A 19,331-nucleotide genomic window follows, 5' to 3' on the forward strand; every position below is an offset into this window, starting at 1 on the left:
CAAGCCGCTTGACTGCATACTCGTCCCGCCAGCAGACGGCGGCTTAGCAACCAGGGATACCGCCGCCTTCATCTGTGCAGCGCACGGGAATTGTGGCATAACTGGGCCATGGCGATACATGTCTTGGCGGTCCATCGCGACACGGTCGGGACGGAACAGGCGGCGGGCGGTTCGCTTGCAGCCGCCTATTCCGTGGGGGTTTTCTGCTGGCTGCTGTCGGCCGGCGTCTATATCGCCGCGAAATGGGTCTCTTCGGAGATGCCGCCCTGGGCGCTTTGCTTCTGGCGCGTGCTGATCGCCTGGGCGATCCTGATGCCCATCGTGTACCGGCATTTCGGCGCCATGGTCGCGCTGGTGCGGGCTCGCGGCCTCGAGCTGCTCGCCATCGGCGGTGTGGGGCTTGGCGTCTGCCAGGGCCTGATTTTTGTCGGCCTTGAACATGCCGATGCCACGACCGCCGGCATCATCATCGCCCTGATCCCGATCATCACCATGATTCTTGCCCGTTTCATTCTGGCTGAGCCGATGGGACGCTGGCAGGTGATCGGATCGATCCTCGCCTTTTTCGGGATCGTGGTCATCATCGTCAAGGGCAGCCCGGCTGCGCTCTTGCGTCTCGACCTCAATCCCGGGGAGTTGTGGATCGTCGCTGGCGCGTTCTGTTTCAGCCTCTATACCGTCCTGCTCCGCCGGGCGAAATTCGATGTGAATCGCCTTGCGCTCCTGGTGCTGCTCCTCGGTGCAGCGGTGCTGACGGCGCTGCCCTTCTACCTGTTTGAGCTTGTCTCCGACGAGCGCTCGACGCTGAATGCCAGCGGCCTTATCGCGCTCGGCTATGTCGCGATCCCGGGTGGCGCGGTTATGTATTATCTCTTCAATCGCAGCATCGAGGCCCTGGGGGCGGCGCGGGCGGGCGTGCTGCTTTACATCCAGACGATCTTTATCGCCGTGCTCGCCTACCTGTTCCTCGGCGAACAGTTGCAACGCTATCATCTCGAAGGCGCGGCACTCATCGTCGCCGGCTTGCTTCTCATCATCTTGCTGAAGCCAACGACCAGAGCGGAGGCGACCAAAGCCTGAGTACGAACGCAATGGCTTTCCCAATGACCGCTTCTCAAACCTGTGCCATGTCCGCTTTCGGAAAAAGGAAACAGGTGGTTCTATGAGCAATATGGGGCGCAATGCGACCGGGTGTTGTCCCGATCCTGCGCTTGGTTTACCCAAGTCTCAATCGGGTTGATCGAGGGTGCCGCGAGTGGGATGGGAAGCACTGGAGCTGTGGGGCAAGGACGCGGTTCGCATCGAACGGCTGGCTGGCGGGGTCGCCAATGATGTCTGGAGCGTGCACATCCACGGGCAACTTGCAGTCGGTCGTCTGGGTACCAGGAGCAATGCTGATCTGGCGTGGGAGGTTGAACTCCTCCGGCACCTTGACCGTGAAGGTCTGAGCGTGCCGGTGCCGATCCCGGCAGACGACGGCCGGCTATTCGCGGATGGCCTGATGGTTATGACATACATGCATGGCGGACCACCCGAGACCGAGGGCGACTGGCGTCGTGTCGCCGAGACCCTCCGCGAACTGCATCGTTTGACGCAAGGCTGGCCGCAGCGCCCAGGGTGGCGATCCTCGACGGACCTCCTGCATGCCGAGACGGGGACGAGGATCGACCTTGCCGCGATGCCGCCAGATGGCGTCGCTCGATGCCGCGCGGCGTGGGCACGGCTTATCGGACGTGAGGCAAGCGTCGTCCACGGTAATCCCAACAACCCTGCCAACATCCGCATGACCACGGACCGCGTCGCACTGATCGACTGGGATGAGTCGCATATCGACGTCCCCGACCTTGACCTCGTCTTGCCCCATAATGCTGCCGATCTGGAAGCCGGGGCGTATGACATCGCCGCGCAAGCATCGGCCGCATGGGAAGCCGCCGTCTGTTGGGATGACGAATACGCGAAACAGCGACTTGCCGAAGTTCGAGCGGTCTAGAGCGGTTCAGCTTTTAACGGAAGCGCAGAACCGCTCTATTCTTTTGTTTTTACGCAATTCCCGGCAAAAGCGCTTCGCGCTTTGCCTGGGAAACCCGCTTCGCACTTTTCCTGGAATTGCTCTAAAGCGCGTCGCATGAAACGTGGTTCAAGCGACGTGCTTTAGCTCTTTGTTTTTATGCATGTCGTACCTCCGGAACCGCTGCACACTTCCGGGCGACATGCATCAGCGACGGCCGCTCCCGGCGCAAGCCTGACGTCGATAGGCAGGTAGCCCCTGGAAATACGGCCTAGGTTAGCATCATCGGAGGAAGGTCCGGCCGCCGCTCTCCCAGTCCCCGCGGGACGAGCGATAGAGCCGCGATCCCCGCCTCATCGGCCGCACGCAGAAGCGCCTCCCGGAATTGTTCCGGGGCAATCTTCCCGCTCAATGCGTCGACGCAGGCTTTCACGGCAGCCACATATTCCTCGCCGTCATCGCAAGGCCAGTCGTTGATCAGGAGACGCGCCGCGTCGCCCAGCGTCCATACGATCTTGCGAGATGCCGGTCCTCGCAAAGCGAATCCGACCGGCGTAAATGCTGATGATGTATTCCAGCACATTGTCCTCGACCCCTCAAGGCACGGGTACTACAGTCCCCGCGATCAATATACGCGCGTATTTTGAAATTTGGAATTGAAAACTGTCGAGAGGCACCGCTTGAACGCGAGGCTGTGGAATCAGGAAAAATGGCGCCCATGGCTTTATCTCGGAGCGCCCTGCGTTGCGTCGACAGGTGACATCCCTGGGGCGGAAAGGCCGTCCACATGATCGGAAATCATGGAAGGCGTTTTTGAACCATGCTTTCCGACGAAGCGTAGCAACTGCCACCAGTAGGGACCTTATCCAGCCAGCATACGTGCGAGCATATGTCTGATATGGTCCTGCGCGCCGTAGAAAATTGCAGCGATAGTGATCGTGCGACGACTTTCCACCGGCACGAACCAGATAGCCGCCTTATCCCGCCGAAGAAACCGGATTCCAGGGTCAATGTCGGCCCGCAATGTGCCGGTATAAGGCGTATCGACGACACGATCGATTTCGACACGCAACTTGCGGATTCGTTCAGCGGTACGCTCCAACGCCTCGTCGGCCAAGTCTCCGAGTTCGACGTGGGACTCGAAGAGATGATCGAAAATCAACTCAAAATCGCGTTCGGCATCCGCGGAATATTCAAGGGTCCACACGAACAGCCCGCCGCTTCCGCTCGATCATCGCCTCGACGCGGATTTCCATTTCTGTCGTGGAAATCATCGGGCCTTTCAAACGCCGATGGACCAATTCGCGAAGCGCTGCCGTTTCGACGGCCTCAGCCTCCGTCTTTTGGCGGAGGAGTTCCAAGCCCTGCTGAAGAACGGAACTCATGCTGGAGTACCGGCCGCTTTCCACCAGCGAACGGGCAAAGGCGTCCTGCTGGTCGGTCAGCGAGATCGACGATTTGACACTCATCGGTTTATCTCCATTGAGCCGAATTTGCTACTCAGTAGCATATTTGTCGATCTGCCGGAACCCCTCCCTCTATTCGCCATGACGGTGACGACCCATAGGCCATGGTGCAGTCACGGCATGCCAGTATACACTCAAGCGAATACCCTTTGTCGAAAGCCATACATGCAGCGCCTGCCCCGTGCCCCCAAAGCCGTTCTGTTCGACATGGACGGTTTGATGTTCGATACCGAGGCTCTGTATCGGGATGCGACGATCACGCTGCACGGAATGCTGGTTTCGAATTGCCTCTCTCGGCCTATCTTGAAACCATCGGTTTGCCGGCTTCCCGTGTGCGCGAACTCCTGTTGGCCCGGTTCGGCGAGGATGCCCCTCTGGAGGATCTCTGGAGGCAGGCTTCGGAACTCTTCACGCAGATGGTGCAAACGGATTTACGAACGAAGGCAGGCTTGCCGGAAATCCTATCCTTCCTCGAAGCGGCGCGGATCCCTTCGGCCATCGTCACCTCATCGGGTCGGACGGCCGTCGAGGCGCATCTTTCGGCCGCCGGGCTGCAAGGCCGCCGGTTCCAAACCATTATTGCCTATGGCGATTACACGGTGGGAAAACCGGATCCCGCTCCATACCTGCTGGCCGCCGAGCGGCTCAACCTGCCCATATCGGAATGCGTTGCCCTGGAAGACTCCCGAAATGGAGTTCTCTCCGCGTCAGGCGCCGGAGCGATGACCATCATGGTGCCTGATCTGGTTCAGCCGGCTCCGGATATTCCTGGCCGCTGCGCTTGCATCTTGGCGGATCTTCACGCCGTTCGGGATTTGATCGCCATCTCGATGGCGGGAGCCGCCGTGGAGCCGTGAGGGAACAAAACTGCAAGCCTACACAGATGCACTCCGCACGTCATGCAGTTGACAGGTCGGGACGGTTCTTTCATCTGGAGCGCCAGATCAGGAGCCTCTCACATGACCCTTAACATACGCCCCGCGACGCCTTCAGATGCGGCAACGATCCTGCGATTCGTCCGCGAATTGGCCGACTATGAAAAGGCGATCCACGAGGTCGAGGCGACCGAGGAGAGCACGCGTGCGGCGATCTTCGGCGACGGTTCGGTCACGCATGCGCTGATCTGCGAACGCGAAGGCCAAGCGATCGGCATGGCGGTCTATTTCTTCAGCTATTCGACTTGGCAGGCGAAGAACGGCCTTTATCTGGAAGATCTCTACGTAACACCGGACGCGCGCGGCTCGGGAGCCGGCAAGGCGCTGTTGCGGCGCCTGGCACAGATCGCGCTGGAAAAGAACTGCGGCCGCTTTGAATGGAGTGTGCTCGACTGGAACGAACCTTCGATCCGCGTCTATGAGGCGATCGGCGCGGAGCCGCAGAAGGAATGGATCCGCTATCGGATGGCGGGAGAGACGCTGGCGGCGTTTGCCCGCGGCTAGAATTCTCTATTTTTTCTTGGCCTCGGCGCTTGCGTCTTGACGGACTTGCACGCCGTTCGGGATTTGATCGCCATCAGCCTGGCTGACCGCGACGCGGCCCGAACGGGACATTGCCGATAATCGACATTGTCCCATCGCGGTCGGGCGGGCGCATCATCCCGCGCAGCCGATAGTCAGCGGCACCCAGCTTTCCCCCTTCAATCTCCACCCTTCCGATCCTCACCGCAATTCTGCAGTAACCCGGAAAATCCCGCCGGCCGAAGCATCCGAGCAGACGACGAAGGTGGAGCCCTCCTGCGCCATGAAGGCGACGTTGCCGCCGGCTTCGCAGGGGGTGGCGCTCCATTGCAGGATAATATCGCCGTTGTCGGGCAGTTTTTCCGTGGGGGTCTTCGTTGCACTTGCCATCCATTCGGTTGCCGACGGCAGGTGGACGGGTGTGTTCAGCTGTTTCGACAGCCAGGCGGTATAGTTCTGCGCCACGGCGAGCGGCACGTCGTCGGCCGGCTGCTCGGGGTTATCGGCATAGGCCTGGGCGGCGGCCTGATCTGAGATGGCGGTGTAATATTGCGCCATCTCGGCGCGGGTCACCGCCTTTGCCTGCATGCAGAAGGACTTGTCGATCTTCACCGCGCCATTGGCAACGCCGAGCATGCCGCCGAGCTCCTTCATCGAGGAGGTCATCAGCCGCACATTCTCCAGCGAATAGCTTCCGGCCGGCACGGTTTCGAAGGCAAGGGTCGGCGAAACCGGGCAGAAGCCGCGCGCCGACAGCGCCTCGAGTTCGGCAAGGATCGGCTGGTAGGCTGCGACCGCCAGCTTGTAGGCCTCGGCGGTGTAGCGGCCGTCGGCCTCGCCGATCTTCGGCGCAAGGGCTGCAAGCGTCGGATCGGCAGCCCCTGCGCGAGTGGCGATCGAGGCGTTGAGATCGGTGACCTTCTGCTTCAGCGCGGTGGCCTCGTCCTTCGCCGCCATGACATCGGCGATGACGGCGTCGAACAGTTTGGCGGCGTCGCCATAGCCTGAGGTCGCGGCCGGCGTCTGCCATTGCTCGGCCTTGGCCTTGGCTTCGGTCATCAGCCCGCTCGCCTTGGCGACGTCGGGGCTATCGCCGGCGCCGATGCGGTTGACGGTTTCGCGTTTGGCCGCCGCGTCTTTTTCGGCTGCGGTGAGCGCGGTGAGCGCCTTGGCGAGATCGTCAAACGTCGTTTTCGACTCGTCATAGGCGCCGACGGCAGCGTGCATCTGTTTGGCGGCGGCGGCCTCGGCGGCAGTCTTCATCTTGGTATCGGCCTCGGCAAAACCCGGCGCCTTGTCGCCGCCTGCGGCAGAGGCGGCAGCTTTTGCCTTCTCGGCATTCTCCTTGGAGATGGCGATCAGCGCATTGCCGAGATTGATGGCGGCCGTCTGATAGCCCGGAAGGGCCTTGTCGTAGTCTTCGTCCTTGAGCAGCGCATCGGCCGAGGTCAGCGCCGCAGCACCGGTGTCATAGGCGAGTTTCGCCTGGTCACCGGAAGGGCGCTCCGGCGCCTTGGCGGCGATCGCCTTCTGTTTGCGGCTTTCGGCCTCCTTCTTCCAGGTGCCGACATCGGCGACGAGCTTCGGATCCGGGCGCAGCAGTTTGGGGATGGTGACGACACCGACGCCGATGCAGATCAGGAGCAGCGCTCCGATCATCGAGAGCTTGGCCAGCGTCCACTTTTTCGGCTTCGGCGGTTCCGGCTGCTGCACGCCGCCGCGCGGATCCCATGACATCGGCTGGATGCCTGTGGTCACCCGGGCGAATTCGCCGAGCGCATCGGCGCCCGTGCGCGGTCGCCCGGCCGGGTCGCGGCTCAGCATCCTTTCCACAAGACTTGCAAGCCCCTCGGGAAAACCGGGGATCAGCACATCCAGGCGAGGAAAGATGTTGGACGGGTCGAGATGGATGTTCTTCCAGCTCTGCTCGCGCTGGTGCTCGTCTTCCCAGACCATGACGCTGTCGAAGACGCTGGCATAGGTCTGCCGCGGCAGGAAGAGCTTGTAGGCGATCATGCCCATGGCGTAGATATCGAGCGCCGGCGAGGCGGAGAAGGTGCCGCTGGCATAGATCTCCGGCGCCCCGAATTCCGGCACATAGGGCGGGATGATGTGTTCGCCGATCTTGGAGATCAGGTGCAGGTTGCCGATCCGCACCGACAGGCCGGAATAATCCTCGGAGACATAGATGCACTGGTCCGTCAGGGCATTGTGGGCGTAACCGGCGCCGTGCAGCGTCGCCAGGCCCTCGAGGATGTGGCGGCCGATCTCGACGGCGCGCTCGTAGGCCACCATCTCCGTCTCGTCGAGATACTGGTGCAGCGTTTTCGACGGCCGCTTCTCGACGATATAGAAATTGTCATCTTCCGGCGACGGCGGGATGAGGTCCTCGATTTCGACGAAGCGCCGCGCCGTCAGCGATTTGGCCTCGTTGATCGAGGTCCAGACGCGCTCGAAACGGGCCTTGTCCAGTTTCAGCGCCATATCGGGCGTGACGATGAAGACCGCATGGCCCATCCGCTTGTCCTCAGCGGGATAGACGATGAATTCGTTTTCATAGATCGGCTCGCCGATCGTGTAGCGGGCGATCAGATCACTTCTCATGCACGTGTCCCCCTGCATTCATTCATGAAACCGAATTCTATTCACCCGCCAGTAATGGATCGCCGATCAGGCCCGCGGCGAGCAGCAGGCCGGTCTTCGTATCGCGAAGCGCGAAGGCGAAACGGGCATCGGCGACGACGCGAACAAGTGTCGGATCGATGCTGCGTTCCGTGATGACAGCCGTGGCTGCCGCCGCCTCCGTGCCGTTTTCGTCAACCTTGATCATGGTCTTCTGCAGAACATGGGACAAGCGGATGTTTTCCTTGGTGAAACCCGGAAAACCCGCATCCCCAGTCTTCTCAGTCTTTGGGGCCTTTTCTGGCGCCACACCCATCGCATTGAGAACCGGCATCAAATCACGCCCGTCGTTGAGGGAAAAGCGGGGCAGAAAGATTTCGCCCTTGGCGGCCTCGAATTTCTCGCCCTGAAGCCAGGAAGCGAGCGCCTTCAGATCCGCGCCGCCGACACCCTTGCCGGAGCGCGCCGCCACCACGACCATGCTGTAGCTCTCGCCGGCATAGGCAAGATCGACGGCGGTGAATTTTTCATCGGAGCGAAACCTCTGCCCGTCGCCGGCAAGATGCATCATCGGCACCGAAATCGTCGAGCCATCCGGGCGCTGAAAGGGGCTTGCCGGGCTCTCCTTCTCGAAGGAGGTCTTCCAGCGCGCCTTGAAGGAGAGTGCGCCGAGGCTGACGAAGCCGCCGCCGGGCGGCGCGTCGAGGATCGACGAAATGGCGCCCCGCGTGGCGTTCTTCACCCAGGCATTGATGTGCTCGACCGATGTCGGCCCGTCGAGATCCTCGATCGACGGCTTGATGCGGTGGCTGGCGAGCATCGCAAGCGCATCGGGAACGAGTACCAGCCTGTCGTCGAAGACGATCGCAACCGCCGTCGCCAAAGGCGCGTCGGCCGCGGCCGGCTTTTCCCCTGTCATGGCGTCGAGCACCTTTTCCGGTCCCTTCACTTCGCCGGCGAAGCCGAGGCTCTTGGCGATTGCCGCCTTGCCCTCATCGGAGGCGCCGAGGCTTGCGAGACCGAGGGCGGCCGCAAGGCTTGCCGGCGACACCATGATATTGGCCGCCCCTTCCTTTGCCAGGGTGCGGTCGATGAGCTCGGCGGCAAGCCCCGCCTGGGCGGCAAGCACCACCTTGCTGTCACCGGTCTCGCCGGCGTTGGCTGGGGCAAGCGCCATCAGGGAAGCGGCAAGACCGGCCAGCAGAGTGGATTTCGGCATGGTTCGCTCCTCTTCAGCGGATGCGATAGAATTTGGAATCGAACGACCACTTGCCCTGGGTGCCGGTCTCGTCGTCGCCGACGATCCTGAGGCTTCGGGCGAGGTCGTAGACATAGTTGAAGGCGGCGCGCTGGCCGACGAGCGGTGTCGGCACATCCGGCAGGTCGAGCACTTCGATCGGCTTGTCGCTGAGGATGGCGACGACCATACCGACGCCGGCCGGACCCTCGACCTGATATTCGAAGCCGATATAGGGATTGCGCGCATCGGGCACGACGACCGGCCGGGCCGGATCGAGCCGGTTGTCGCCGCTCTTGGCCGTCGGCTTCAGGCCCATCGAGCGCTTGTTCGGGTAGAGCTGCGTCAGCTTGCCGGCGGCGTCGATATCGACCAGGATCAGGTAACCGGACTTCTTGGTAGAGACGCGCATCGCCACCTTGTCGCCGATGCTGACGGCGGTGCCGGGCAGCATGTCGACGGCAACACCGGCCTCATTGTCGCTCTTCAGCGTATTTTCGACGGCGGCGACCGGCGTCTTCGCCTCCTCGCCGGTGATCACGTCGCGGCCTAGCGCATCCGGCAGGCCGTAGAATTGCGGGACCGGCGTGAAGCGGCAATCCTCGGCATGCGTCCGGCAATATTCGTCGGATTTGCGCCGGACATAATCGAGAAGGGCGGCATTGCTGACATTCGGCTTGTCGGCGGCGCGTGCCACGCCATCCTGCACGCCTTCGATGAAGTGGCGGGTGAAAACACCGAGCGCCGGCTTGGCCTCGCGATCGACGAGCGCCCACTGCCCTGCATTGACGGCCGACCAGACCATGGCGCTTTCGCCACCGAAGGAGAATTTCGCTTCCTTGCCTGACTTGTTCGGCGGTTCGATGGCTGCCAGTGCCGGGCCGAGGCAGCGCACGGTGCCGGAGGGTGCTGCGACCGCGCTGCGGCTGCCGGGGCCGACATGGCAGGCGTCGATCAGCAGGGTGACGCGGCGGTCCTTGAGGCTGTTCAGCCGTGCGGCGATCTCGGTTTCGCGGATCTGGTTGGTGACCGTCACCTTGCCACCCTCGCGCACCAGTTTCGCATCGGCTGCCACCAGCGTCGGGCTCGTCGTTTCCTCGGCGCCCATTTCCTCCGAGCCCTGGCCGCTGAAATAGAGGAAGACACGGCTTCCCGGCGTCGACTGGCGCACCAGCCAGTCGTCGATCTCGGCCAGGATCGCCTCGCGGGTCGCCTTGCGGTTGGTCAATGTGTGGATCTGTTCCGGGCGGTAGGCGAGCGTCTTGGCGAGGAAGACCTGCATCGCCTTCACGTCGCTGGCGGAGCCGGTCAATTTGGCCTCGCGCATCTCGTAATCGTCGATGCCGATCAGCAGCGCGCGATCGCCGGGGGAGCCTTGGATCACTGGCGTCTGGACGGTCGGGGATTGGACGTCGGGTTCGGCGTCTGCAGGCCCGGTGACGGGTTTGTCCGCGGGCATGTCGGGGCTTGGCGTTTCAGTCGTGCCGGCAGGCGCGCTATTGCCGGCGGGCGGGGTATCGCCGGCGGGCGGCGACGTGATGGTGAGGTTGGCCTCTTCCTGCCCGGATTTTTGCTGCTTCGTTCCGGCGCCGGTGGTGGCGGACGCGACCTGATCGCCTGTCGCCGATCCTTCGACATCAGGCACGTCGCCGTCGGTCTTTACGGCGATCCAGCCGCGGAAGGCAGCGACGCGGGTATAGACGCCGTAATGTTCGGCCTCGGCGCAGCCGGCGCCCCAGCTGACGATGCCGAGCTGGATCCAGCTTTTGTCGGGACGCTGGGCGACGAGCGGTCCGCCGCTGTCGCCCTGGCAGGCATCCTTGCCGCCTTCGGCATAACCGGCGCAGACATTGCGCTCGTCGATCGGGTTCATCCGCATCGAGCTGTCACGATAGGCGGCGCGGCAGTCCTCGCGCGGCACGATCGGCAGTTCGACTTCCTGCAGTTCGGTCGGCAGATATTTGTCATCCCAGCCGTGGTCGGCCTTAGTGTAACCCCAGCCGGTGACGACGGCGGGGTGGCCGGCGGCCTCCACCGCCTCATCCGAGGCCGAGGCAAGGATCGCCGGCTTCGATTTGGCGGGCTCGGCGAGCTTGATGAGGGCAATGTCGTTGGCGAAGACCTTCCGGTCGAAATCCTCGTGAATGATCACGTTTTCCACGGCAAGGCCGGGCTTGTCGGGCCCGTCGACCGCGATCACCTTGTCGATCTTCGACTTGCCCTCGACGATCAGCAGATCCCGGGCGAAGAGATCCTGCTTGCCGGAGCGGCCGCTGGTGACGCAATGGGCGGCCGTCAAGATCCAGCGCGGCGCGATCAGCGAGCCGCCGCAATGGCCGCCGAAGCGGCCGCGCTGTTCGGGGTCGGGCGCCAGGATCTTCACCTGCCAGGGCCATTCGCCTTTTCTCGCCGCCTGACCGCCGATGACGCGCCCGCCATCCTCGCCGGCAAAATCGGTATCCTGCTGCGCAAGAGCTGGAGAGGTCAGAAGCAGCATGACGGAGGCAATCGTGAGGACCCTGCTGATCGACGTGCTCATAGCTTGGCTCCGGCGGAGGTATAGAGGACCGTAAATCCGACGCGGGCGCCCTCGGGGAGGAATTCGCCGAGGCGCCTGGCGATATTGCCGGCCGTGCGGCGCCTGTCGTTTTGCTTCAGGAACTCCACAAGCTGCGGCATCGGGGTTTCAGAGGTGACGGCGACGAGCAGGTCGGTGCCAAACGGCGCGACGACCGAAAGATCGAGGTCGAAGGTCTGAGACATCTCGGCATCGGCCTCCTTCTCGTTGGGATAGAGGAACTGCACGGTGCCATCGCCGCTGACGTCGAAGAGCACGAGCTTGCGGCCCGATAGATCCGAAACCGTGACGCCGACGCGCTCGCCTTCGCCATGGACGGTGTCGGACGGCGTCACGCGCACGGTTTGCGGGTTTGTCTCCGACAGCCGCTTCAGCGTGTCGAGCGCGGCCATCCGGTCGACGACAAAAGGCATGTCGCCGGCGCCGACGCCGGAGGCGACGACATCGCCGCCGGCAATCGCCTCGCGATTTTCCGGATCGAAGACGAGTTCGGCATCGGCACCCTCGGTCACCTTGAATGGCGTGACGGCTGCGTCGATCCCCTGCAGAACCGGCTCGGACCCCAGGGCGGCGACGCTGATCGGCGCGGGCTCGGTGGGCAGCGGAGTGTTTGATTTCTCCGCCACCGCCTGCGCCCCCGCCCCTTCGTAGGCATAGACGACCGCACGGTCGAGATCGGTTCCGGGCGGGCTTTCGGTAAAGATGTTCTGCCGCTGGTCGGTGAACTGATAGACCGCCTGGCGCACATATTCGAAGAGTTCGCGGCGGCTGACGGCGCCGTCGCCGTTGCGGTCCGCAGCCCCCTCGAAGGCGCGGGCGGTGGCATAACTCAGCGCGCCGCGCTTCTGTGGAATGCCGGGGATCGTGATCTCGGGCGACTTGGTGTTCTCGTCGACGGCGGCAAGGAAGGTCAGCCGCTCGAAATCGAAGCCGGTGGAGAGCGCATCGGCGGTCGTCGAAATCGGCGCGAGGTCATCCTCCTCGATCGTATAGGACGGCGCCTGACGCCAGGTGATCTCGGCGCCGCGCGGATCGACGTCGCGGGTCATGCCGCCGGCATGGCAGGTATCGGCGATGAAGACGACATCGGCGCCCTTGGCCTCGAGGTTGCGGATCAACACCTTGAACTCGTCCCCGAAGATGCGCTCGCGCGATCCGGGCAGCCGGGTGTCGAAGCCGGCCAGCACATAGACCTCGTCGCGGCCGCTCGGTTTCGAGCCCTTGACGCGTTCCGGCTCGCTCGACCCGTGACCGGCAATGCCGAGCACGACGAGGTCGCCAGGTCCTGCCCGCTCCGTCACGGCCCCGATCGCTTGGAAAATGCCCTCGCGATCGGCTGCGCCATTCTTCAGGAGCGTCATGTCTTCGACGCCGACCGAGCGCAGCGACAGGGAAAGGTCCTCGGCATCGGCGACGGCGCCATGCAGCGGCGGGACATTGCGATAGAGATCGATGCCGACCAGCACCGCCCGGACCGCGCCGCGCTCGGGCGCCTCGATCGTCCTTGCCAGGCTGTCGGTGGCCGCCAGCGTGACGAGGGCTAATGCGGCGGCCATGGAAACGGATGCGGACATGGCCAAACTCCCCTCGCCGCGGCTATTCGCGACGCCATTCGACGCGCCGGTTGAGCGCATCGACATCGTCTTCGGTGAGGTTTGCCGTTGCCGTCACGTCGACCGGCTCGGAGGCGCCGCGGCCCTCGGCATCGATCGTCGCGTCGATGCCGTGGCTCTTCAGGAAATCGGCGACGGCCTGGGCGCGGCGCTCGGACAGCTTCTGATTATAATCGTCAGCGCCGCGCCGGTCGGTATGGCCGACGAGGATGATGCGGCCGGGCTTCTGCTCCTTCAGCGCTTCCAGCAATTCCTCGGCGGCCTCGGTGCCGATCGAGGTGAAGCTCGACTTGTCGAAATCGAAGGTGATCGGCACCGGAATGGAGACCGGCACGATGCCGCGCACATTCTCGGAATAGATGCCGCCGAGCACGCCGCTGCGGTGATCCTTCTCGGCCGGCACGAAGCTGCCTTGCGGATTGTCGCTCGAAGGATTCGCGGCAAGGATGCGGGCCTGGGCGGCGCGCTGGATGAGATCGGAAATCGTTTCGGCCGGCGGCGCCTTCGGCGTGCGGGTCTCGTTCTTGATGATCTCGATCGCCTGCTGGTAATCGGCGGCGGCATCGGCGAAGCGGCGAGCGGAGAAATAGATCTCGCCGAGCGTGGCGGAAGCCTGCCACAGCACCTGCGGACTGTCGGCAGCGACAAGCAGCGGTTCGTAATCGGCGACCGGTCTATCGGCGGCCATCATCTCCTGCGCGGCGGAAAGCCTGAGGGCTGCGACGCGGCGCTGGGCATTCACCTGGAACTGGCCGCAATCGGCGCTGACGGCGATCGCATCGGCCTCGGAAGCGGCAGCGGTGATATCCTTGGCGGCAACGGCCGTGTTCAGCTTGTCGAGAAGCGCGGTGCAAACCGGCGTACCGGCGTCGGCGACCTCGATCTCCTCGCCGGCCTGATCCGGTTCGGCCGAGCGGCCGAGGTTCAGCTGCGGCATCTTGATGCTGAAGCCGCCGGGCAGCTTGAATTGCGGCATCTTGATCTGCGGCATCGGCAGTTTCGGCATCTTGGTCTGAGAAGACTGGGCCGGCTGCTTGTACTGCGTCGGCTGCTTATATTGGGTCGGCCGGGTGGACGACGTGGTGTCGGCAGGGCCGATCAGTTCCAGTTCGTCGGCGGCAAGTTCCTGGCCGGGCGCCAGATTGGTGACGATCTTGTATTTCTTCGGCGGCTGTGTGGTGGCCTGCTCGACGGGTTTCGGCGCCACCTTTTTCGGCGCAGCGGGCTTCGGTTTTTCCACCGCCGTTTCCGGCTTCTTGGCAACTTCCTGTTTCGTCACCGGCTTCGGCGCGGCTGCCGGTTTCGGTGCAACGGGCGGCTTTGCAGCCTGCTCGACCGGTGCGGGTTTTGCGGCAGGGGCAGTTGCGACGGGAGGAGCCGCGGACAGACTATCGACCGTCGTCAGCATCAGCGTCTTGCTGCTGATCTTGGTGCCGAGGCTGCGGGCTTCCTCAAGGCTGCGGGACACGGCATCCATGCCGCCGTCGATTGAGCGGAACATGCCGCTGCCGCTGCCGCCGAGATCGGCGAAGATGGTCAGCGGCTTGGAGGAATAAAAGACCTTGATCTGCTCCTGGCCGACCGGACCTGAAACCTGCAGCCGGGCGCCGCTTGCCGGATCCGGCACCTGCACACGCTTGCCGGCGCCGATGAGCGCATCGGTCTGGTACTTGTTTGGGAAAAGCTTCACCACCGCGCCGTTCGGCGAAACGTTCAGCACCGTGACATAGGCGTTTTCGCTCGACTGGATGAAGAGGCCGACCACTTCGCCGATGGCGTATTTGGCCTCGGCGCGATCGAAGGTGATGCTGACGGGGCCGGTCTGGGCCGGCGCTTCGGTCAGTGTGCGTTCGTTCTGCGCCTCGACGGCGGGAACCACCGAAAAGAATGAAAGAAAGGTGGCTGCTGCTAGGATGGCTTTACGGTTCAGCATTGGAAAACCTCCTCTTCGAACAATCTCACACTGTGTTGAAGATGAGAATAGCACTGACCGGCGAAATTGGGATGGTTTCACCCGTCTTGCTTGAGGGAGGGTTACAAATTATTTGGAGCCCGAAAGAATCCATCAAGGCAAAGAGGTAAGCAAGACTCATGCTCGGCAATATCCGGTGGCTATTATAGTCCGTTCGGATGGCTGGGATGCGGTTAGTTCTTGGGTTTCTGCCCGGCTGATTTCAAAATCGAGATCAGGTCGCTCATTCCCTCGGGCGAGGAATTGTAGAGCCAGAGAATATCCGGATTGTCGATCGCGAATTCCTTGCCGGGGCCGGAGCCCATGTCGCGGCCGGGCGAGGTCGCATCGGGCAGCTTGCCTTCGCCGGGCGCCAGCCCCTCGGCGCGCTCATGTTCGGCGATGATGGCGGTCGCCGCAGCAAAGGCCTTTTCGTCCTGCTGGCGCAACGCTGCCAGCGCGGGGTTGCGCGCCGCCAGCGCATCCTCGACCGGGCCGGCCTGACTAAGCTCAGGCATTTGCAGCGCCAGCAGCAGGCCGATCGACAGGGTTATGAGCCAGGATTTCGTCATCGTCGTCACATCCGTCTTATGGGCGCCATTACGCGACAAGCGCCCCGACAATAGGGAGAGGCTGGGAGGATGGCAACGGCGCTTGGCGCCAATCGATTGGGAGGGTTGAAATCGACTGGCAGAGGCGCTTTCGCTCTTTGTTTTATGCATGTCGTTGCCCCGGAACCGCTGCACACTTCCGGGCGACATGCATTAGAGGATCTTCAATTGCTGCAGACTGAGGCGCAGGTCGCGCAGCATCTCGCCGAAGATCTCCTCGATCATCCCCGTCGACCAGACGACCATGGTGCCGTAGGGCGAGCGCTTGCGCTGCATGAAGCCCGCCGTCTCGAAATCGATCAGCGTCTTGCGGCAGGTCTCGCTCGACATCACCGCGACCAGGAAACGGGCGAGATTGGACTGGTCGATCGCGCCTGATTTTTCCGCCCAGTTCTGGATCAGCCGCGGCTTGGTGTCGGCGGTGAACATCGAGGCGAGCGCCCGATCCTGCGACAGCCCCAGGCGCTGCAGCTTGGCCGGATCGCGGGTCAGTGAAACCACGTAGTCATTGTGCAGATCGGCGAAGCGTTCGATATCCTCGGCCGTGTTGATGCCGAAGACCTTCATCGAATAGAGGAACTCGGCCATCAGATAAGTCGGCTCGGAGCGCAGCTGCGCCAGATGCTTGTCGTCCTTGCTGGCAGATGCCGCGCAGACGCGATCAGAAAAACCTATCCGTGCGGCGCGCACCTGCTCCAGCAGGCTGATGTCGAGCGCCAGTTCGTCACCGTTCCATTCCAGCATAAGCATTTCCTGCCAGCAAATCTTCGAGACGATGATCTTGTACTATTCCAGGCGCAGATCTCCAAATCGTTTGGAAAGCAACAGCTTGCTGATGGGGCGCATCTATCTTACCATTTTGAATGGCTTGGCAGTCTTTTCGAGGGTCGAGGCAATGCGTGGTTTGGGGTCGCATATTCTGTTTGCCGCGGCACTTGCAGTCGCCTCGCCAGGTTTTGCCAAAGACACGACAATCATAGAGCTTCGCAGCGGCGGCGGCGCGCGTTCGGTCGGCATCATCTCGTCCAACGAGGAAGTGGAGGCCTCCGGGCCTGCGGCGATCACCGTCGGTGACGATGGCACCATCTACATTCTCGACCAGAACAACGGCCGCGTGCTCGCCGTCGACGCCGAACGTTCGCAGGCCGATCCGGAGATCCTGCCGCTGCCGGAGAATGCCACGCCGGAGGATCTCGCCGTCGTCCACAACGAACTCTACCTCTGGTCCGATGGCGTCGTGCCGCTCGAGCGCGCCACCGATGCCGACGGTCGGTCGCAGACGCTGCGCGCCGTCGACGGCGGCGGCGATGCCGACGACTACACCCGCTCGGTCTTCGCCTCGATGGGCTCGGTATCGCCCGGGCCGCTGAACAGCATCATCGACGAGATCGGCCGCAGCGTGAGCCGGCCCGAGGTCCGCCCGCCGGTCAAGCAATATGTGCCGAGCCGCGGGCTCGGCGATATCGTCGCCGAAGTCTCGGCTGCCAACGACAAGGCGGAGATCCTGCTGCGGCGCAGCAGCTCGGAGGAGAATTTCCTGTCGCTGCGGCTGACCTCCGAAGGGCGGATCGGCACCGTCGAACTGCTCGACATCGACACAACAGGCAGGCCCTATGCGCTGGTCGAGCTGGTGCCGGCCGACCGGCCCGAACGCACCGGCATGCTGGTGGTGCGATTCACGCCGAACGGGGCAATCGACCGGGTCTACGACCTGCCGATCGAACCGGGTACGGTATTCTCCAGGCGTTTCGTGGCGATCGGCCCGCGTGGCGACGTGCTCTATTTAAGATCGCTGGAGAGCCGGGCGCAGGTGCTGCGGCTCGATGGCCGGGAGCCCGGCCGCAAGCTTGCCGTCGCCAGCCCCGCCAAGCAGCCGAATGCCGGCAAACCCGGCAAGACGCCGAAGGTGGCGATCGTGCCGAAATCGCGCAGCGACGTCATCGAGCGGGCCATCGGCTTCGAGACGCTGAACTGGCTGGTGACGCCGACGGCCTATGGCAAGGATCCGGGTCCGGGCTGCATCAACATGAACCGGCTGCGCCGCCCGACCTACCTGATCGGCAAGCGCGGCCAGACGGTCAAGGGTGTTCCCTATTGCTGGGGCTGCAAGACGCCGCTCGAGAATTTCATCGGCGGGGTGGAAAAGGGCCAGACTGCCGGCAATGTCTGCACCAAGAGCGCGCCGCAATCCAACATCCTCGGTGTCGACTGCTCCGGCTTCGTCAGCGACGCCTGGGGCCTGAAGATGCATGTGACGACGCGCGCCATCCCCGGCATCACCAAGCGCCTTTCCGACCCCTGGTCGATGCGGCCGGGCGACGCGCTGAACAAGCCGGGGTCGCATGTGCTGCTGTTCATGCGTTTCACCGACGACCGCAAGGTGGAGGTGATGGAGGCCTCGCCGAATGCCTGCAAGGGCCGCGTCTGCCGCAACACCTATTCGCTCGGCAGCCTGTTGATGCGCGGCTACCAGCCGGTGCGCTTCAGGGGGCTGGATGGTTGAATGAAAGGCAGCGTCAGGCTGCCGGCTTTGACGCCAATCGGCGCTTCGCCATCGCCAGAAGGCCATGCGCGGCAACGCTCTCGGCATAGTCCCGATAGGCGGGATCCCGGCTCAGCATGCGCTCTTCGGCGCGGGCGCGCATGACGTAGATAAGGCTGACGATCGCCAGCATGCCGGCCCGGGCAAGTCCTTCCGCAAGGCCGCTGGTAATGAAGCTGGGAAATGCAAACAGCCACCAGGAGATGTTCTTCGAGACGTAGGCTGGGTGTTTGATGAAACGATAGGGACCTGAGGTGATGATGCCGCGATGAGTGAGGTTGGAAAATCGCGGCCCGAAAGCGACAGTCGCCCAAACGTAGATCACGGTGCAGGCCAGCGTCGCGACGCTCCAGAGGATGAAGATGGCCGACCCCTCCTGGATCACCGTCTCCCAGCCCGGCCCGTCGCCATAGGGCACGAAAGCATGCGAAATCGCCGGGAAGAACGGCTCATAACAGATGAGGCAGACCAGCCAGCCGAGCGCCGTCGTCTCCGTCGCCCTGACATGCCAGCCGAAAAGCTTGAAGGTGGCAATATAACCACCGGCGGCAAGCACGACGTCGAGGAGAAAGACAAGCCGCATGAGACCTTCGAACCATGCCGCCGAGAGCGGCGAATAAGCCCAAGCCGGCTTGTCGGCGAGATCGGCAAGAGCGGTCATGCCGCCCGAGAACATCAGCACGAGAAAGAAGCATTTGATTGCGAGCAGGCGCAATGCGAACAGCACGTCCTCCTCACGAAAATCCTGGATCAGCACCGCGCGCCCGACCTGATGGAGGTAATCGTCGGGCTCTTCGGCGATCTGATCGGTGGCTACGATGTAGAGGATGGTAGCAGCAGCCAGCGCGACGGAAATGGGGATGGTCGTATGGCCGGCCTCGATGAACCATCGGACCGCCGCCGACTCTGTGAAAAACGGAAAGACCGAACAGGCGATGACAACCACACCCAAAAGTGCTGCGAGGCCGACAAGCTTGGTTCCGATGCGGCGCCAGAAGATGGCGGAAGCCTCGTTCCGTCTTTCTCGCGACGCCCAAGCCCGACGAGCGGCTGGCGTACCTTCGACGAGAATCCATGCCAGGAGAAGGCAGAACACGACAAGCGCCATCGCCTTGCCGGGCTCAAGCTGCAGATAGGCCGAGAGCGCAATGCCGATGAGAACGCCGACAAGGGTCCCAGCCTGGCTGACGAGAGGGCTCCCGGTAACGGTATCCCTGTCCTGGGGGATCGGCACGCGCTTGGCTTT

16 protein-coding genes are annotated in these 19,331 nt (G+C 63.1%); 5 read left to right on the forward strand and 11 right to left on the reverse strand.

Features of this window, described 5'->3' with window-relative positions; all coding sequences use genetic code 11:
- Window positions 1-108: 108 nt before the first annotated feature.
- Window positions 109-1,080 (forward strand): DMT family transporter, encoded by a 972-nt coding sequence (locus FHX10_RS10685; RefSeq protein WP_029868327.1) that lies wholly within the window; start codon window positions 109-111, stop codon window positions 1,078-1,080.
- Window positions 1,081-1,255: 175 nt separating this feature from the next.
- The gene (locus tag FHX10_RS10690) at window positions 1,256-1,990 is read left to right on the forward strand and encodes a phosphotransferase (RefSeq protein ID WP_029868328.1); all 735 of its coding nucleotides are present in this window, start codon (window positions 1,256-1,258) and stop codon (window positions 1,988-1,990) included.
- A 289-nt stretch (window positions 1,991-2,279) separates the two neighbouring features.
- Here the strand turns inward: FHX10_RS10690 and FHX10_RS10695 are convergent, their stop codons facing one another.
- From FHX10_RS10695 to FHX10_RS10705, 3 genes are all read right to left on the reverse strand, one after another.
- A complete protein-coding gene (locus tag FHX10_RS10695) occupies window positions 2,280-2,591 on the reverse strand; it encodes a DUF982 domain-containing protein (protein ID WP_029868329.1) in 312 nt (103 codons plus the stop codon).
- Between the two features lie 279 nt (window positions 2,592-2,870).
- Entirely contained in the window at window positions 2,871-3,221 is a 351-nt protein-coding gene (locus FHX10_RS10700; protein WP_184389474.1) for a type II toxin-antitoxin system RelE/ParE family toxin, read from the reverse strand.
- Entirely contained in the window at window positions 3,202-3,477 is a 276-nt protein-coding gene (locus FHX10_RS10705; RefSeq protein WP_063475700.1) for a type II toxin-antitoxin system ParD family antitoxin, read from the reverse strand. The genes FHX10_RS10700 and FHX10_RS10705 overlap by 20 nt, the downstream gene beginning before the upstream one ends.
- A gap of 146 nt (window positions 3,478-3,623) precedes the next feature.
- Between FHX10_RS10705 and FHX10_RS10710 the strand changes: the two genes are divergently transcribed.
- Both FHX10_RS10710 and FHX10_RS10715 read left to right on the forward strand, forming a co-directional pair.
- Window positions 3,624-4,331 (forward strand): HAD family hydrolase, encoded by a 708-nt coding sequence (locus tag FHX10_RS10710; RefSeq protein ID WP_245435090.1) that lies wholly within the window; start codon window positions 3,624-3,626, stop codon window positions 4,329-4,331.
- 102 nt (window positions 4,332-4,433) lie between these two features.
- The gene (locus FHX10_RS10715) at window positions 4,434-4,913 is read left to right on the forward strand and encodes a GNAT family N-acetyltransferase (protein ID WP_029868333.1); all 480 of its coding nucleotides are present in this window, start codon (window positions 4,434-4,436) and stop codon (window positions 4,911-4,913) included.
- A gap of 219 nt (window positions 4,914-5,132) precedes the next feature.
- Here the strand turns inward: FHX10_RS10715 and FHX10_RS10720 are convergent, their stop codons facing one another.
- The 7 genes from FHX10_RS10720 to FHX10_RS10750 all read right to left on the reverse strand — a co-directional run bounded on the left by FHX10_RS10720 (window position 5,133) and on the right by FHX10_RS10750 (window position 16,287).
- Window positions 5,133-7,535 (reverse strand): protein kinase domain-containing protein, encoded by a 2,403-nt coding sequence (locus FHX10_RS10720; protein ID WP_097596033.1) that lies wholly within the window; start codon window positions 7,533-7,535, stop codon window positions 5,133-5,135.
- 37 nt (window positions 7,536-7,572) lie between these two features.
- Entirely contained in the window at window positions 7,573-8,772 is a 1,200-nt protein-coding gene (locus tag FHX10_RS10725) for a serpin family protein (protein ID WP_097596034.1), read from the reverse strand.
- Window positions 8,773-8,785: 13 nt separating this feature from the next.
- Window positions 8,786-11,329: a trypsin-like serine protease gene (locus FHX10_RS10730; RefSeq protein ID WP_184389287.1), complete on the reverse strand. Its 2,544-nt coding sequence runs from the start codon at window positions 11,327-11,329 to the stop codon at window positions 8,786-8,788.
- Complete coding sequence (locus FHX10_RS10735) at window positions 11,326-12,942, reverse strand: caspase family protein (protein ID WP_097596070.1); 1,617 nt, start codon at window positions 12,940-12,942, stop codon at window positions 11,326-11,328. The genes FHX10_RS10730 and FHX10_RS10735 overlap by 4 nt, the downstream gene beginning before the upstream one ends.
- A 22-nt stretch (window positions 12,943-12,964) precedes the next feature.
- Window positions 12,965-14,914 carry a DUF4384 domain-containing protein gene (locus FHX10_RS10740; RefSeq protein WP_097630167.1) on the reverse strand — a complete coding sequence of 650 codons (1,950 nt, stop codon included), beginning with the start codon at window positions 14,912-14,914 and terminating at the stop codon, window positions 12,965-12,967.
- A 212-nt stretch (window positions 14,915-15,126) separates the two neighbouring features.
- Window positions 15,127-15,504: a hypothetical protein gene (locus FHX10_RS10745; RefSeq protein WP_097630168.1), complete on the reverse strand. Its 378-nt coding sequence runs from the start codon at window positions 15,502-15,504 to the stop codon at window positions 15,127-15,129.
- A 192-nt stretch (window positions 15,505-15,696) separates the two neighbouring features.
- Window positions 15,697-16,287: a hypothetical protein gene (locus FHX10_RS10750; protein WP_047613358.1), complete on the reverse strand. Its 591-nt coding sequence runs from the start codon at window positions 16,285-16,287 to the stop codon at window positions 15,697-15,699.
- A gap of 151 nt (window positions 16,288-16,438) precedes the next feature.
- Between FHX10_RS10750 and FHX10_RS10755 the strand changes: the two genes are divergently transcribed.
- Window positions 16,439-18,046 carry a hypothetical protein gene (locus FHX10_RS10755; RefSeq protein WP_097630363.1) on the forward strand — a complete coding sequence of 536 codons (1,608 nt, stop codon included), beginning with the start codon at window positions 16,439-16,441 and terminating at the stop codon, window positions 18,044-18,046.
- A 13-nt stretch (window positions 18,047-18,059) separates the two neighbouring features.
- Here FHX10_RS10755 and FHX10_RS10760 read toward each other — a convergent pair whose 3' ends face one another.
- Complete coding sequence (locus tag FHX10_RS10760) at window positions 18,060-19,319, reverse strand: methyltransferase family protein (RefSeq protein WP_097630169.1); 1,260 nt, start codon at window positions 19,317-19,319, stop codon at window positions 18,060-18,062.
- Window positions 19,320-19,331 lie beyond the last annotated feature (12 nt).

Source organism: Rhizobium sp. BK591 (genome assembly GCF_014195045.1).
GTDB lineage: Bacteria > Pseudomonadota > Alphaproteobacteria > Rhizobiales > Rhizobiaceae > Rhizobium > Rhizobium anhuiense.

Bases quoted from the DNA above. Each gene is read 5' to 3' on its own strand.
- FHX10_RS10735 (WP_097596070.1), bottom strand. From the start codon at position 12,942: ATGTCCGCATCCGTTTCCATGGCCGCCGCATTAGCCCTCGTCACGCTG.
- FHX10_RS10755 (WP_097630363.1), top strand. From the start codon at position 16,439: ATGCGTGGTTTGGGGTCGCATATTCTGTTTGCCGCGGCACTTGCAGTC.
- FHX10_RS10705 (WP_063475700.1), bottom strand. From the start codon at position 3,477: ATGAGTGTCAAATCGTCGATCTCGCTGACCGACCAGCAGGACGCCTTT.
- FHX10_RS10720 (WP_097596033.1), bottom strand. From the start codon at position 7,535: ATGAGAAGTGATCTGATCGCCCGCTACACGATCGGCGAGCCGATCTAT.
- FHX10_RS10715 (WP_029868333.1), top strand. From the start codon at position 4,434: ATGACCCTTAACATACGCCCCGCGACGCCTTCAGATGCGGCAACGATC.
- FHX10_RS10730 (WP_184389287.1), bottom strand. From the start codon at position 11,329: ATGAGCACGTCGATCAGCAGGGTCCTCACGATTGCCTCCGTCATGCTG.
- FHX10_RS10745 (WP_097630168.1), bottom strand. From the start codon at position 15,504: ATGACGAAATCCTGGCTCATAACCCTGTCGATCGGCCTGCTGCTGGCG.
- FHX10_RS10740 (WP_097630167.1), bottom strand. From the start codon at position 14,914: ATGCTGAACCGTAAAGCCATCCTAGCAGCAGCCACCTTTCTTTCATTC.
- FHX10_RS10750 (WP_047613358.1), bottom strand. From the start codon at position 16,287: ATGCTGGAATGGAACGGTGACGAACTGGCGCTCGACATCAGCCTGCTG.
- FHX10_RS10725 (WP_097596034.1), bottom strand. From the start codon at position 8,772: ATGCCGAAATCCACTCTGCTGGCCGGTCTTGCCGCTTCCCTGATGGCG.
- FHX10_RS10695 (WP_029868329.1), bottom strand. From the start codon at position 2,591: ATGTGCTGGAATACATCATCAGCATTTACGCCGGTCGGATTCGCTTTG.
- FHX10_RS10685 (WP_029868327.1), top strand. From the start codon at position 109: ATGGCGATACATGTCTTGGCGGTCCATCGCGACACGGTCGGGACGGAA.